This window comes from Cryobacterium sp. PH29-G1 (assembly GCF_030063365.1).
GTDB lineage: Bacteria > Actinomycetota > Actinomycetes > Actinomycetales > Microbacteriaceae > Cryobacterium.
Window position 1 is genome coordinate 84,742 of sequence record NZ_JASISY010000003.1, and the last position, 14,666, is coordinate 99,407.

12 protein-coding genes are annotated in these 14,666 nt (G+C 62.7%); 6 read left to right on the forward strand and 6 right to left on the reverse strand.

Going from position 1 to position 14,666, the window contains the following annotated elements:
• Window positions 1-39: 39 nt before the first annotated feature.
• From QMK22_RS05095 to QMK22_RS05105, 3 genes are read right to left on the reverse strand one after another with little or no spacing between them, the layout of a single operon-like run.
• Window positions 40-870: a carbohydrate ABC transporter permease gene (locus QMK22_RS05095; protein WP_283496546.1), complete on the reverse strand. Its 831-nt coding sequence runs from the start codon at window positions 868-870 to the stop codon at window positions 40-42.
• On the reverse strand, window positions 857-1,738 hold the full coding sequence (locus QMK22_RS05100) for a carbohydrate ABC transporter permease (RefSeq protein ID WP_283496547.1): 882 nt from the start codon (window positions 1,736-1,738) through the stop codon (window positions 857-859). Before QMK22_RS05100 ends, QMK22_RS05095 begins: the two co-directional genes overlap by 14 nt.
• The gene (locus QMK22_RS05105; RefSeq protein WP_283496548.1) at window positions 1,728-3,158 is read right to left on the reverse strand and encodes a CCA tRNA nucleotidyltransferase; all 1,431 of its coding nucleotides are present in this window, start codon (window positions 3,156-3,158) and stop codon (window positions 1,728-1,730) included. Before QMK22_RS05105 ends, QMK22_RS05100 begins: the two co-directional genes overlap by 11 nt.
• 80 nt (window positions 3,159-3,238) lie before the next feature.
• On the opposite strand from QMK22_RS05105, the gene QMK22_RS05110 reads away from it, so the two are divergent.
• From QMK22_RS05110 to QMK22_RS05135, 6 genes are all read left to right on the forward strand, one after another.
• Window positions 3,239-5,566: a DUF6049 family protein gene (locus QMK22_RS05110; protein WP_283496549.1), complete on the forward strand. Its 2,328-nt coding sequence runs from the start codon at window positions 3,239-3,241 to the stop codon at window positions 5,564-5,566.
• Complete coding sequence (murJ, locus tag QMK22_RS05115; RefSeq protein ID WP_283496550.1) at window positions 5,559-7,184, forward strand: murein biosynthesis integral membrane protein MurJ; 1,626 nt, start codon at window positions 5,559-5,561, stop codon at window positions 7,182-7,184. Before QMK22_RS05110 ends, murJ begins: the two co-directional genes overlap by 8 nt.
• Before the next feature lie 193 nt (window positions 7,185-7,377).
• Window positions 7,378-8,349, forward strand: a complete 972-nt coding sequence (trxB, locus tag QMK22_RS05120) for a thioredoxin-disulfide reductase (RefSeq protein WP_283496551.1) — start codon at window positions 7,378-7,380, stop codon at window positions 8,347-8,349.
• 10 nt (window positions 8,350-8,359) lie between these two features.
• A complete protein-coding gene (gene trxA / locus QMK22_RS05125) occupies window positions 8,360-8,683 on the forward strand; it encodes a thioredoxin (RefSeq protein WP_283496552.1) in 324 nt (107 codons plus the stop codon).
• A 99-nt stretch (window positions 8,684-8,782) separates the two neighbouring features.
• Complete coding sequence (locus QMK22_RS05130; RefSeq protein ID WP_502857095.1) at window positions 8,783-10,147, forward strand: aminotransferase-like domain-containing protein; 1,365 nt, start codon at window positions 8,783-8,785, stop codon at window positions 10,145-10,147.
• 42 nt (window positions 10,148-10,189) lie between these two features.
• On the forward strand, window positions 10,190-11,164 hold the full coding sequence (locus QMK22_RS05135) for a D-alanine--D-alanine ligase family protein (protein ID WP_283496553.1): 975 nt from the start codon (window positions 10,190-10,192) through the stop codon (window positions 11,162-11,164).
• Between the two features lie 868 nt (window positions 11,165-12,032).
• Here the strand turns inward: QMK22_RS05135 and QMK22_RS05140 are convergent.
• The 3 genes from QMK22_RS05140 to rsmG all read right to left on the reverse strand — a co-directional run bounded on the left by QMK22_RS05140 (window position 12,033) and on the right by rsmG (window position 14,666).
• Window positions 12,033-12,983, reverse strand: a complete 951-nt coding sequence (locus tag QMK22_RS05140; RefSeq protein ID WP_283496554.1) for a ParB/RepB/Spo0J family partition protein — start codon at window positions 12,981-12,983, stop codon at window positions 12,033-12,035.
• Window positions 12,983-13,918 (reverse strand): ParA family protein, encoded by a 936-nt coding sequence (locus tag QMK22_RS05145; RefSeq protein ID WP_283496555.1) that lies wholly within the window; start codon window positions 13,916-13,918, stop codon window positions 12,983-12,985. The genes QMK22_RS05140 and QMK22_RS05145 overlap by 1 nt, the downstream gene beginning before the upstream one ends.
• A 76-nt stretch (window positions 13,919-13,994) precedes the next feature.
• Window positions 13,995-14,666, reverse strand: a complete 672-nt coding sequence (gene rsmG, locus QMK22_RS05150; protein WP_283496556.1) for a 16S rRNA (guanine(527)-N(7))-methyltransferase RsmG — start codon at window positions 14,664-14,666, stop codon at window positions 13,995-13,997.

Consider the following 14,666-nt stretch of genomic DNA (forward strand, 5'->3'; position numbering starts at 1 on the left):
CTTTATTGACGGATCGAACGTGACCCCCAATGGACCAGCCTACGCAGATCCCGCGATGGTGATCGACCGTACGAAGCTGCGTTGGAACATCAGAAACAGCACGAGGAGCGGAACCAGAGCCAACGTGGTGGCCGCCATGACCAGGGTCCAATTGCCGTTGAACTGGCTTTGCAGGCTCGCGGTGGCCACAGTCACCACCCGCCATTGCGTGCCGGTGGTGACCACCAACGGCCACATAAAGCTGTTCCAGTGGCTCACGATCGTGATCAGGGTGAGGGTGGCAATAATCGGCCGGGACAGCGGCACAACGATCTCGACCAAAATATCGAGAGTATTCGCACCGTCGAGCCGGGCAGCATCGATGAGTTCCTGGGGAATTCCGCGAAAATATTCGCGCAGCAGAAAGATCGCGTAGGGGGATGCGAAGGCGAACGGAAGCACGAGGCTCCAGAACGAGTTGCGCAACCCGGCCTCGGTCATCATGAGGTAGAGCGGTACGACGAGCACGACCGGCGGAATCATCAGGGTCGACAGGTAGACCCAGAACAACACCTGGCGGCCGGGAAAATCGACCCGGGCGAAAGCGTAGGCGGCCAAAATCGAGAAGATGAGCTGCCCGACAAGAATCAGCACGGCCGCGAGCACGGTGATCACAATCGCGCGGCCGAATTGTGCCGGCCCGGTCAACAGCAGGGCGAAGTTCTCCAGGGTAAACGGGTCCGGCCAGCTCAGCACCGATTGTTGAGCGAACTGCTCACGGGTCTTGAACGCCGTCAGAATGCTCAGCAGGAACGGGCCGATTGTAAACAGGGCGCCGAGAACCAACACCAGATAGACGGTGGTCGTTGAGGAGAATCTAGTCCATCTCATAGGTGACCCTCCGGCGAAAATAGAGCTGCTGGGCGAGGGTGATGGCAACCAGGATTACCAGCAGAACGACCGCCATGACGGCCGCTCGGCCCAGGTCGAAGGCATCGAACGCTTCGTAATAGATGCGGGCCGATACGACATCCGTTGATCGTGCCGGGCCCCCCTGAGTGAGCGCATAGACCTGGTCGAAGACCTGAAAGGCTGAGATAACCGTGGTCACCAGAACGAAGAACATGGTGGGACGCAGCAGCGGCAACTTGATGTGCCAGAACATTTTGACGGGGCCGGCCCCGTCAATGCGGGCGGCCTCGAGAATCTGACCGGGAATGTTGAGCAGCCCGGCCATGAAGAACAGCGTGACGTAGCCGACATTGGTCCAAATCACCACGGCGGCCACCGAGGGCAGGGCCAGGGACGGGTCACTGAGCCATTCGACACGCTGACCGAGCAAGGTATTGAGCGCACCATCGGTGGGCGCGAGAATCCACTTCCAGACGACACCGAGCGCCAGTGGTGCGCTGATCCAGGGGAGCACATAGATGGTGCGAAACCAAGCCGAGCCCGGCAGGCCGCGAGTGAGCAGGGTGGCCGCGCCCAAACCAATCAGGGTTTGAATCGGCACCACGAGGGCGACGAAGACGAGCGTGACCAACAGGGAATTACCAAAAACACCGTCACTGAGAACGGATCGGTAATTCTCCAGCCCGACGAAGGTGATCGGACCGATCAGGTTCCAGCTCTGAAAGCTGAGCCAGAGCACGACGAGCACGGGAAGCAGGAGAAAGCAGACCACGCCGAACAGGCTGGGGGCGAGCAGGGCATAGCCGGTGATCGCAGTCCGTCGGCGCAGACTGCCCTTACTGGGCACGCTCCGCCCACCATTCCAGCACTCGGCGGGTGGCTTCTGGCTCGCCGAGGGGGCCATCGTCGAGCCGCTGCTCGAGCAGATAGCGGTAGGCCTCACCCACCTCGCGCCCCGGCTTCAAGCCGAGCACGGCCATGATCTGTTCACCGTCGAGGTCGGGGCGGACGGCGCCGAGCTCTTCCTGTTCGGCCAGGGTTGCAATGCGCTGTTCCAGGTCGTCGTAGGCGAAGCCCAGCCGGTCAGCCTTGCGCCGGTTGCGGGTCGTGACATCGGCGCGGGTCAGAATGTGCAGGCGCTCCAGCTGATCTCCGGCGTCGCGCACGTACCGGCGCACGGCGGAGTCCGTCCAGGCACCCTCGGTGTAGCCGAAGAATCGCAGGTGCAGTTCGATCAGACGAGCGACAGCGTTGATGGTGTCATTGTCGAAGCGCAGGGCGCGCAATCGTTTTTTGGCCAGCTTCGAACCGACCACGTCGTGATGGTAGAAGCTCACGACGCCGCCAGGTTCGAGTTTGCGCGTGGCCGGCTTGCCAATATCGTGCAGGAGGGCGGCGAGACGCACGATCAGGTCGGGGGTGGGCAGGTTGCCGCGCGATTTCTCGTAGCCCATGGCCTGTTCCAGCACCGTGAGGGTGTGCTGATAGACGTCTTTATGATGGTGGTGCTCGTCGATTTCGAGCCGCAGGCCGGGAATCTCGGGGAGCACAATCTCGGCCAGGCCTGATTCCATCAGCACCTCGATGCCGGCGCGCGGGTCAGTCGAAAGCAAAAGTTTGGTCAGTTCATCACCGACGCGTTCGGCCGACACGATACGGATGCTGTCCCGCATCTTTTCCATCGCCAGTGCGGTGTCCAGATCCAAGGTGAAACCAAGTTGGCCGGTAAATCGAGCCGCGCGCAGCATCCGCAGTGGGTCGTCTCCGAAGGACACCTCCGGCGTGCTGGGTGTGCGCAGGCGCCGGGCGAGCAGGTCGTCAATACCGTTGGCTGGGTCGACCAGCGTCAGCTCGGGCAGGCGCAGGGCCATCGCGTTGACCGTGAAATCCCGGCGGAGCAGGTCCGGTTCCAGCGTCGTGCCGAACACCACATCGGGCTTACGGGTGGTGCCGTCGTAGCTATCGGCACGATAGGTGGTGATCTCGACGGTTTCCCCGCCGAGGCTGGCCCCGATCGTGCCATAGGCGCGGCCGATATCCCACTGCGCTTCGGACAGGGGTTTGACGAGCGCGAGAATTTCATCCGGTGTCGCATCCGTGGTGAAATCCAGGTCGTGCAGCGGACGGTCCAGGAACGCATCGCGCACCGGCCCGCCGACCAGGGCCAGCTCATGACCGGCCGCCGCAAATGCGTTCGCCAGACGGGACACCGTAGGGGTGGCAGCCAGGTCGCCCAGTCGTGCGAGGGCTGCCGCGACGCTCTGCATAAGCTCCATATTACTGGCCATCCGGCGGCTCGCAGTCGCAGTGCAGGTGGCTCTAGGCTCGCACGCCGTAGAATCCCCCTATGGTGGCCGAGTCAGATTCCGCGCATCGGCCCGCGTTCTCGGTTGCCGCAGGCGCTGCCGTACGCTCGATGCTGCGTTCCGTGGGCGGCCGACGATTGCGGCCGACGACCGCGTTTCTAGTCGCCTTCCTCACCCTCGCCTCGTTGCTTCTCGGGCCGGCACTGGCCGTTACGGCTGCTGAAACCGCCACCTTGAAGAGCAGCGCCGCCACCACTGCCGATACCGCCATCCCCGCCGACACCGTCGTCGTCACCGTTTCTCCGACTAATTCCCCGGAAATATCTCCTAATCAGGATCTACTGGTGACGGTCACCGTAAATAACAACACCGACACCGCCATTCCCATCGGCCGAGTCAATGTGTATCTCGCGCAGCTCGCACTCACCACCCGGACCGCACTCGACTCGTGGCTCCAGCCCGACGACGACGCGAATTCCGGCGATGAACTGGTGAGCGTACCGACGACCGAAATCATCCCGGCCGGCACCAGCACGAACCTCTCGATCACGATTCCGGCCGTATCCGTGGGATTGACCGACCAGAACGCGTGGGGAGCGCGCGGAATCTCCGCGGTCCTCATCGCGGACGATGAAGTCCAGGCCGAGGGTCGCGGTACCTTTGTCTGGTCGCCGGGCGGTGAGATCACTCCGGTCGGGCTTTCTTCTGTTTTGCCCATCACGACCCCGGATAGCGCAACCGGATTGATTGCCGCCACGGACCTCGGGACCTACACAAGCTCGGTTGGCCTACTTACCGACCAACTGAATGCCGCGATCAATGCGCCGATGACAACGATCGCAATCGATCCGCGAATCATCGCCTCCATTCGTGTGCTCGGCACCGCTGCTCCCGCTTCGGCCGTGGCCTGGCTGGACCGCTTGGCCCAGGCGAGCAACGACATCTTTCCGCTCGGCTACGCGGATTCCGATATAGCCCTGCAAGCGCAGGCCGGTGCGGCAACACTGCTCGCACCGACCTCCTTCGCCGCGGCAATCGATCCGAGCCGGTTTGTGGTCCCCACGGCCGCGCCGAGTCCGGACGTGACCAGCGATCCCACCGGGATGCCCAGTGTGACGTCGCGCACCAAGACCGAAACAACCCCCTCGCCGACACCGACCCCCACGCCAACGATGGAACCGGGCGAGACGGTAATTCCCTCGACCAGTGATTTGTTGGCCTGGAATTACACCAGCACGTCGATCGGATGGCCCACTGCCGGGCAGGTAGCGCGCACCGACCTCGATGTCTTCGCCGCGAACGGTCTGAGCACGATCATCCTCTCCAGTGGCAACGTGGAGCAGTCCGACGTCTTCACCCCCAATACAGCGGTCACGCTGCCGACCGGGCAGGGCCTGGTCAGCGACTCCGCCCTCTCGGCAATGATCCGAGCCGCGGCCGAAGCCACGACCGAGGATGAATGGCGGGTGAAGACCTCCGAGGCGGCCGCACTGCTGGCGATCGTGTCAGCGGAGAACCCCAATTCGGCGCGCACACTGTTGGTCACGTTCAACCGCAATGGCCTCACCAGCTCGCCCAGGGCCGGTCAAACGCTCGCGGCCCTGTCGGCAACGCCCTGGACGAATGCGACCTCGTTGCAGTCGGCCCTGGACTCCATCCCGGCAACCACGGTGAGTTTTCAGGACCGAGCCATCGACACCAGCCGGGTCACGCTCGCCCGATCGCTGTTGGAACGCGAGGCTGCGATCGCCGAATTCGCCACGATCCTGGCCGACCCCATCGCGGTCACCGCCCCGACGCGTCTCGATCTGCTGGCCCTGCTGGACACCACCTGGGATTCCCAGGTGTCGGTCTGGCAGGAACAGGTCACTACGAGCCTCGCCGCCTCGTTCGATCTGCTGCACGCCGTGACCGTGACCACTCGCGGGCCGATCATCGTGGTGGGCAGCAAGGTCGACCTGCGGATCACGCTTAACAACGCCCTGGATCAGGCCGTCACCGTGCGCACCGAGATCGTGCCGTCCAACGGACGACTCGTGGTCGGCGATACCCTCGAGACCACCATTCAGCCCAACTCGGCGCAGTCCGTTTCCGTGCCGCTCAGCGCTGCCGTCGGCAACGGCGATGTTGTTCTCCGGGTCACCCTGTACACGCTGAATGGTGTTCCGCTCGGCCGGAGCGCCCCCATTGACGTCAGCGTGCGCGCCGATTGGGAGGGTGTCGGCGCGAGCATTTTCGCTGTACTCGTCGTCGGTTTCTTCGGGTTTGGAATCTTGCGCAATATCGCTCGCCGACGTCGGGAACGCGCGGGTGAGGCATCCGCTGCTGCCCAAAAGTCGACGCTACCCATTGAGGAACCCAATGTCTGAGGCCACCACCGCCAGCGGTGGCATCGGCCGCGCCAGCGCCTTTCTGGCCTCCGGCACGATCGTGTCGCGCATTCTCGGCTTCGTGAAACTCATCGTCCTGGCCGGCATGATCGGGGCCTACGGGGCCAGCGCCGACGCCTTCCAGCTCGCGAACCAGCTACCGAACCAGGTTTACGTGATCGTCGCCGGCGGAATCCTCACGGCCGTGCTGGTGCCTCAGATCGTGCGGGCAAGCCTGCACGCCGACGGCGGTGCGGCGTTCATTAACAAATTGCTCACGCTCGCGCTGCTGATCCTCGGCACCACCACCGTCATCGCAGTGCTGCTGGCGCCTGTGATCACCGGGTTCATCGGTCTCAACCTGCCCGCCGACCAGCTCTCCCTCGCCATCGCCTTCGCCTACTGGTGCCTGCCGCAAATCTTCTTCTACGGGCTCTACACGCTGCTCGGCGAGGTGCTCAACGCCCGCAAATCCTTCGGCCCGTTCACCTGGGTGCCTGTGCTCAACAATGTCGTCGCGATCGCCGGGCTGCTGATTTTTGCCGCCCTGTTCGGCGCCGATCCCGACGGCACTCGAACCGCCGGTGAAGTCACGCCGCTCATGGTGACCGTGCTTGCCGGCAGCGCTACCCTCGGCGTGGTCGCTCAGGCGCTCGTGTTGTACTACTTCTGGCGCCGTATCGGCCTGCGCTACCGACCCGACTTCCACTTTCGCGGTGTCGGTCTCGGCGCGGCCGGCAAGATGGCCGGCTGGACCTTCGGCATGCTGCTGCTGACAACAGCCGCGGGCATTGTCGAAACACAGGTCGCCACGCTCGCGACCGGCGAAGCATCCGTTTTTGTTCTCGCCACCGCCTGGCTGATCTTCATGCTGCCGCACTCGGTGATCACCGTCTCGGTGGCCACGGCCTACTTCACCCGCATGAGTGAGCACGCGGCACTGCAGAAGTTTCATCTGGTCAGAACGGATGCCTCCTCCGCGATACGAGGCACCACCCTGCTGATCGTGCTGGCCTCGGCCGTCATTGCCGTGTGTGCCTATCCGTTCGCGGCGGTATTCGTGGCCCCGTACGGCCAGATCATGGGCATCGGCAATGTGATTCTCGCCTTCATCGTCGGGCTCGTGCCGTTCTGCATCCTGTTCGTGCTGCAACGCACGTTCTACGCCCTCGGAGACACCCGAACGCCCTTCTTCTTCACGCTGTTCCAGGTTGCACTGATCCTGGTCGGCGTGCTCGGCTGCGCCCTGCTGCCGGCGCAATGGATTGCCGTGGGAATCGCACTGGTCATCACGGTTTCCGGGGTGCTGCAATGCATTCTGGCCGCCCTGCTGTTGCGCCGCCGACTCGGTGGTATTGATGGCCGCCGCATCGTACGCAGCCTCGTGAAATACCTCGTCGCGGCGATCGTACCGATCGCCTTGGGCGTGACCCTGCTGTTGATTCTGGGGGGAACCGTCGAGGGCGGTTTTGCTCTCGCCTCACGGCTGACCGCGATTGTTTCGATGCTCATCATCGGTGTCGTCATGGCCGCGGCCTACTTCGGGCTGCTCCTCGTTATGCGCAGCGGCGAGCTCACGGCCTTTCTAGCGCCCCTGCAACGCCGTTTCGGCCGGTAGCGCGCGCCCGGCCTGCCGTGCGGCACAGTGCCTCGTGAGCGCTCTGTGCGCGCCGACGGCCAGCTCTCGGCCATAGCTGAATGTCAGCTGAACGCGGTGAGGGGCCACGGAATAGCATCCGATTAGGATGTGTTGTATCGATACGTGAGTCGGGATTCTGCCCGTCTAATCCATCATTGCAAGGAGTGTGCGTGTGCGTCAGATCATCATCATCGGGTCCGGACCGGCCGGCTACACCGCGGCGATCTATGCCGCCCGAGCCAACCTCAAGCCGCTGGTCATCGCCAGTTCGGTAGAGGCCGGCGGTGAGCTCATGAATACGACGGATGTCGAAAACTTCCCCGGCTTTCCGGAGGGCGTACAGGGACCGGAATTGATGACCAAGATGCAGGAGCAGGCAGAACGCTTCGGCACCGAGGTCGTCTATGACGATGTCGAGTCGGTTGACCTCTCCGGCCCCATCAAAACGGTCACTCTCGGCAACGGCGACGTCGAGCAGGCGCTCACCGTGATCTTCGCCACCGGATCGGCGTACCGCAAACTCGGTCTGAGCGACGAAGAACGTTTGTCGGGCCGCGGAGTCTCCTGGTGCGCCACCTGCGACGGTTTCTTCTTCAAGGGCAAGGAGATCGCCGTCATCGGCGGCGGCGACTCCGCGATGGAAGAAGCCACCTTCCTCACCCGGTTCGCCTCCAAGGTGCACGTCATTCACCGCAAGGGTGAATTACGAGCCTCCAAGATCATGCAGGAACGCGCTTTCGCCAACGACAAGATTGAATTCACCTGGAACGCCGAGGTCGTCGGCATAACCGGCACCGACGCTGTCGACGGTCTCACCCTGCGCGATACCGTCTCCGGTGTCGAGAGCAGCCTGCCGGTCGGCGGCGTGTTCGTGGCAATCGGCAACGACCCCCGCACCCATCTTGTGCACCAGCAGCTCGACCTCACCCCCGAAGGCACCATCGCCGTCGCGGGTCGGTCGTCACTCACCAGCCAGGCCGGCGTATTCGCGGCCGGCGACGTGATCGACTCCAGCTACCGTCAGGCCATTACCGCTGCCGGATCCGGCTGCGCGGCCGCCCTGGACGCCGAGCACTACCTCAGCAACCTTCCCACCGCCTTGCTGGCCCAGGCCGGCGACACCGAACTCGCATCAGTCAACTAAGGAGCATTACATGACCGCACGAAGCGTTACAGAAGCAAACTTCGATCAGGAAGTCATTAACAACGAGAAGACCGTTCTCGTTGACTTCTGGGCCGAGTGGTGTGGCCCCTGCCGCGCCGTCAGCCCGATTCTCGACCAGATCGCCGCCGAGAACGCGGACAAGCTCGACATCGTCAAGCTCAATGTCGACGAGCACCCCGCGCTGGCCGCCAAGTACCAGATCACCTCCATCCCGGCGATGAAGGTCTTCCAGAAGGGTGAGGTCGTCAAGACCGTCATCGGCGCCAAGCCGAAGCCGGCCCTCGAAAAGGACCTCGCCGACTACCTGGTCTAAGCCGCAATACAGAAAATACCCGCCCGGCGACAACCGGGCGGGTTTTTTCGTGTTCGCCCCCAACGCATACGATGAAGAGGACAGCAGAACGGATACGACGTGACAATTCAGGGTTCCACTCCGGCCGGCAATGAGCAGGCCGGCAACACACAAGCCGGCAATAACCTCGATCCGTGGTATCACCACTACGCCGATCGAGCCGCCGGACTCAAGGCCTCCGAGGTGCGCGCGCTCTTCGCAGTGGCCTCGCGCCCCGAAGTGGTCTCGCTCGCCGGTGGCATGCCTTACGTGGCCGCGCTTCCGCAAGACCTCGTCATCAATGCCATGGACCGCGTCATGCGCGAGAAGGGCGCGACTGCTCTGCAATATGGCTCTGGTCAGGGAGTTCCCTTGCTACGCGAGCAGATTCTCGACGTGATGGCGCTCGAAGGAATCAAAGCCAACGCCGACGATGTGGTCGTCACCACCGGTTCCCAGCACGCGCTCGAATTGGTCAGCAAGCTGTTCCTTGATCCAGGAGACGTCGTCATCTCCGAGGGACCGAGCTACGTCACCGCAATGGTGATCTTCAAGTCGTATCAGGCCGAGGTCGACCATGTTCCGATGGATGAGAACGGCCTGATCCCGGCCGCCCTGATCGAGCACATCGCCGCGCTCAAGGCCGCCGGACGTAGGATTAAATTTCTCTATACAATCCCGAGCTTTCACAATCCGGCCGGGGTAACCCTCAGCTGGGCGCGCCGGCTGGAGATTCTCGAGATTTGCCGATCGAACAATATCCTCGTGCTGGAGGACAATCCCTACGGCCTGCTCTACTTCGACAAACCGGCACCGGACGCCATCCGCTCGCTCGAACGAGACGGGGTCGTCTATCTGGGCACCTTCTCGAAGACACTGGCGCCCGGCTTTCGAGTTGGTTGGGCGCTGGCCCCACACGCGATCCGCGAGAAACTCGTGCTCGCCAACGAGGCCGCCGTGCTGTCCCCCAGCTCCTTCACGCAAATGGTCATCTCGGAGTATTTGTCGACCGCCGACTGGAAGGGGCAAATCAACACCTTCCGCGGTGTGTATCACGAGCGTAAAAATGCCATGCTCGCCGCTCTCGACGAATACCTGCCCGATCTGACCTGGACCAATCCCACCGGCGGTTTCTACGTGTGGGTGACCCTGCCGGAACAGCTGGACTCCAAAGCAATGCTGCCCCGCGCGGTCAAGGAGCTGGTCGCGTACACGCCCGGCACGGCCTTCTTCGCCGACGGCAACGGTCGCCAAAACATGCGGTTGGCATTCTGCTACCCCACTCCCGACACCATTCGTGTGGGCATTCAACGACTCGCCACGGTAATCAGGGGCGAGCTGAACCTGCTGGACACTTTCGCCGGAACCGGGTCCCTCGGCGCCGCACCCGACCAGCCCGGCGCCAACCACCAGCGCTACGCCGGGCCGCCGGCCAATATTTCTTAGGTTCGCCTTCTTAACCATATAAAGCAAGGAAAATACCTGATCATGAGCGAATTCGTACCACTCAACATCGTCATTCTTGCGGGCGGAATTTCCCACGAGCGCGATGTTTCCCTGCGGTCAGGACGGCGGGTGGCCGACGCCCTGTCGAACGAGGGACACAGCGTAACCGTGCTCGACCCGGGATCTAATCTGCTCACAATCCTGACCGAGCAGGCACCCGACCTGATTTGGCCCACCCTGCACGGCGCCACCGGAGAGGACGGCGCCCTGCTGTCCCTGCTCGAGACCACCGGCATCCCTTTTCTCGGCTCACGTGGCGCCGCTGCCGCGCTGGCCTGGAACAAAGCCACCGCCAAGGAGCTCGTACTGCGAGCGGGATATTCCACTCCCCCGGCCATCGCCCTGTCGACGGAGACTTTTCGGGACCTGGGTGCCACAAGCGTGCTCGACCACCTCGTCAGTGCCATTGGCTTACCCCTGGTCGTCAAGCCAGCCCACGGCGGCTCCTCGCAGGGCGTCACGATCGTACGAACCCCTGCCGACCTGCCGCGCGCCATGGTGCACGCCTATACCTACGCCAACACTGCCCTCGTGGAAGCTTTTGTCGGGGGCACTGAGGTTACGGTCGCCGTCATTGATACCGGCGCGGGCCCAATCGCGCTGCCCATCGTGGAAATCGTGCCGGTAGATGGCGTCTTCAGCTTCGAGGCACGGTACAACGCCGGTGAAACCGACTATTACACGCCGGCCCGGTTGTCCGAGGAAGTCTCTGCTGCCGTTTCGAGTGCCGCTGTGGCCATCCACACGCTCCTCGATCTGCGCCACCTCAGCCGGATCGACATTATCGTCGACGCGGCGGGGACGCCCTGGTTCCTGGAGGCCAACGTGCTCCCCGGCCTAACCGAGACATCCCTCGTCCCCCAGGCTATCGAAGCCGACGGCCGGACGCTGGGTGCCACCTATTCCGCCCTGGCCACCCACGCCCAAGAGACCGGTAGGCGCAGCATCGCTCGGTAACGTCTAGACGATGTTTCACGTGAAACGTGCGGCGTGATCGCTGGTTCTGTTTCACGTGAAACATCGCCAGCGAACGCCTATTCCACCGCAACGTTCCGCCAGGTGTGTCGGCCGTTCATTCCAGGCCAGCCTCTTTGACAACCGCCTGAACGGCTCAGAGATGACAGGAACGCCCGCGGGTCTCGACCGAACTTTGCTGTCCGGTGAGTGTTTCACGTGAAACCACGGGGCGCGATCGCAGCTCCGCAAATCTCCGCCATTTTGAGAGGCTCCGCAACCTAGTTGCACTGGACTGCGCGCACCCGCGCACACGCCCGCGGGAGATCGCACCGCCTCCATCGAGTGCGCTCCGGCCCCGGCTCAATGTTTCACGTGAAACCCTATGGCTGTGCTGATTTCCCTTCACGGATATCCCTTCACGGATATCCCTTCATGGATATCCCGGCACTCGGGCACGCACCGAACGGATGAGCCCCAGGCCGCAGCGTCAACGAGCCAGACTTCCCGGGTCTGTTCGTTGTCGTCGTTCAGGCAGCTGAGCGCCCAGTTGCGTACCTGAGTAGTTGCGTACGTGAGCAGTTGCGTACGTGAGCAGTTGCCTCCGTAAACGGGGTGACCGATACACCGTCGACCCGACAATCGGCAGTGACGTCGATCAGCTCAGACGCGTGTTTCACGTGAAACACCGGAGCACAGCGCCGCCACCGCGCGACCCGGCGCTCACTGAACCGGTCGACAGCACCTGTCGACTGCACCTATCGACCATCAGCGCGCATAGGTCAGTCCCAGTTCGACGACAATCTTCGGCGCCTATTTTGCATCAACGTTTCACGTGAAACAGTGCAGAGAGCTGGGCGGAAAAGTCGAACTAGTTGGCGCTAAAGCCGGGCTCGCCGAGCACTGTCAGGATGCGGTTCAGGTCGCCAATTGTCGCGAAATCGACTGTGATCTGGCCTTTTCTTGCCCCAAGATTGATTTTCACGCGGGTATCCAATCGATCACCCAAGTGCTCCGCGATCTCATCGAGGTGTCCTTGACGTCGCCCCGGAAGTGGTTTTGCCGCGGGCATTTTCGGCACCGCGGTCGCCGCGGCCTCGGCGGCACGCACTGAAAGGTCTTGCTCAACAATCTTGTCCGCCAGGCGCAGCATGCCCGCGAGATCACCCACCGAAAGAATCGCCCGCGCATGGCCGGCCGAGAGCACCCCCGCCGCGACCCGTAATTGCACGGCTTCCGGCAGTTTGAGCAAACGCAGCGTGTTAGTGATCTGCGGCCGCGACCGACCGATGCGGTTCGCAAGCTCTTCCTGGGTGATCCCGAAGTCCGCCAACAGTTGCTGATACGCGGATGCTTCTTCAAGGGGATTCAGCTGGGCGCGGTGCAGGTTCTCCAACAGCGCGTCGCGCAGCATGTCCACATCAGCGGTCTCACGCACGACGGCGGGAATGCTATCCAGCCCGACGACTTTGGTCGCGCGCAGCCGACGTTCGCCCATGACGAGCTCATACTTGCCAGGTTCATCCGGCAACGGGCGCACCACTATGGGCTGCAGCACCCCAACTTCACGAATGCTGTGCACGAGTTCGGCGAGGTCGTCCTCGTCGAAAATGGTGCGCGGCTGAGCCCGGTTGGGAACAATATCCTGGGGATTCAGGTGAGCCAGGCGGGCGCCCGGAACGGGAACGAGCTCGGGGGAGTCATCCGCTTCGACGACAACCGTTCGCGGAAAGAAAACATCGACGGGACGAGGGGCCGAGGCATTCTCCTGTACTGGAATGAGTGCGCCGATACCACGGCCAAGGCCGGTTCTTTTCGCCATTACTGCTGTTCTCCTGTTCGGGGTGCCCCACGATGGGCCATTTCTGCTGCTGCTTCGAGGTAGGAGAGCGATCCTGCGGAGTTCAGGTCGTAGCTCACGACGCTCTGACCGTAGCTGGGCGCCTCAGAAACGCGCACAGAACGTGGAATTGCCGTGTTTAAGACCTCTTTGGGGAAGTGATCACGCACTTCCTTGGCAACCTGCGTTGCCAAATTGGTACGGCTGTCGTACATGGTCAGCAAAATCGTCGATACGGACAGGTCCGGATTGAGGTGCTTCTCAATGAGGGCGATGTTTTTGAGCAGCTGACTCAGCCCTTCCAGAGCGTAGTACTCGCACTGGATGGGAATGAGAACCTCGCGCGCAGCGACGAAGGCATTGATGGTCAACAGACCGAGGGACGGCGGGCAGTCGATGAACACATAGTCAAAGGGGTCGGCCATCTCAGCCAGGTACAGGTCCAGGGCCCGGCGAAGACGCTGCTCCCGCGCCACCATTGACACCAACTCAATCTCGGCACCGGCCAGATGAATGGTGGCCGGCACGCAGAATAGGGCACCGAACTCGGGGCTCTTCTGCACCACCTCATCCATGGGCATGTCATTGATAATGACGTCATACACGCTGGGAGTCTCGGCACGGTGCTCGACACCCAGAGCGGTCGAGGCGTTGCCTTGTGGGTCCAGGTCGATGACCAGCACTCGGGCGCCCTGCCGGGCCAGTGCAGCGGCAAGATTCACCGCGGTAGTGGTCTTGCCGACCCCGCCCTTTTGGTTGGAGATCGTGAGAACCCGGGTCTTTTCAGGCTTGGGCAGGTCGCCTGCAGCGATTACCTGACGACGCCGCGTCAATTCGGCGACTTCGCGGGCGAGCGGCGTGGTGCCGTCGAACCCTGCCGCCTTACCTACGCGCTGATTCTCAGCAGGATGTTTCACGTGAAACCTTTACGCTCGACGGTTGATGAGCCACCCGAAAGGGACTCCCGAACACCAAATACGGTGACATCCGGGACTAGTCCACTGTAGCCCGGATGACCCGGGTTACCTCCGGCAGCACGCCCGTACCGAGGGTAATGACCTCGATATCGCTCAAGCGATACTTGCGAATGGGCTTCGTGGCAGCATCGACTTCGCGCTGGGCGCCCTCACCCTTCATGAGAATGAGCTCTCCGCCGGTTCGTACCAGCGGGGCGGTCAGGGGAATGAGCTTGCTGAACGCGCTGACGGCGCGCGCCGTGACCTGGTCGAGCGGGTGCGTCAGCCGGGCATCCTCGGCACGCGCACGCACCACGGTGACATTCGTCAAATGCAGGGCGTCGACCTGGTCGTTCAGCCAGGCCACGCGTCGCTCCATCGGTTCGATCAGCACAAAATTGACGTCGGGTCGGGCAATGGCTAAAACCAGGCCCGGCAATCCAGCGCCGGAGCCGACGTCACCCACGACACCCGGACGCAAGAGTGGCGCCACGATGGCACAGTTGAGAATATGACGGGACCAGAGTCGGGGGAGTTCCAATGGCCCAATCAGGCCTCGAATTTCGCCCTGATCAGCCAAATTACTTGTGAAAGCACGTATGACGTCGATCTGAGAACCGAACAACTCGGCTGCAGCGGCCGGTTCCAGTTCCAACTCAGCCGCCGCCGGCGTTTCGGTGACAGCCTCGGCCCGAGTGGGCTCAGGCAT

Coding starts and splice junctions, on each gene's coding strand:
- QMK22_RS05135 (WP_283496553.1), top strand. CDS start 10,190: ATGAGCGAATTCGTACCACTCAACATCGTCATTCTTGCGGGCGGAATT.
- QMK22_RS05110 (WP_283496549.1), top strand. CDS start 3,239: ATGGTGGCCGAGTCAGATTCCGCGCATCGGCCCGCGTTCTCGGTTGCC.
- trxA (WP_283496552.1), top strand. CDS start 8,360: ATGACCGCACGAAGCGTTACAGAAGCAAACTTCGATCAGGAAGTCATT.
- QMK22_RS05095 (WP_283496546.1), bottom strand. CDS start 870: ATGAGATGGACTAGATTCTCCTCAACGACCACCGTCTATCTGGTGTTG.
- QMK22_RS05105 (WP_283496548.1), bottom strand. CDS start 3,158: ATGCAGAGCGTCGCGGCAGCCCTCGCACGACTGGGCGACCTGGCTGCC.
- rsmG (WP_283496556.1), bottom strand. CDS start 14,666: ATGCCTGAGCCCACTCGGGCCGAGGCTGTCACCGAAACGCCGGCGGCG.
- QMK22_RS05140 (WP_283496554.1), bottom strand. CDS start 12,983: ATGGCGAAAAGAACCGGCCTTGGCCGTGGTATCGGCGCACTCATTCCA.
- murJ (WP_283496550.1), top strand. CDS start 5,559: ATGTCTGAGGCCACCACCGCCAGCGGTGGCATCGGCCGCGCCAGCGCC.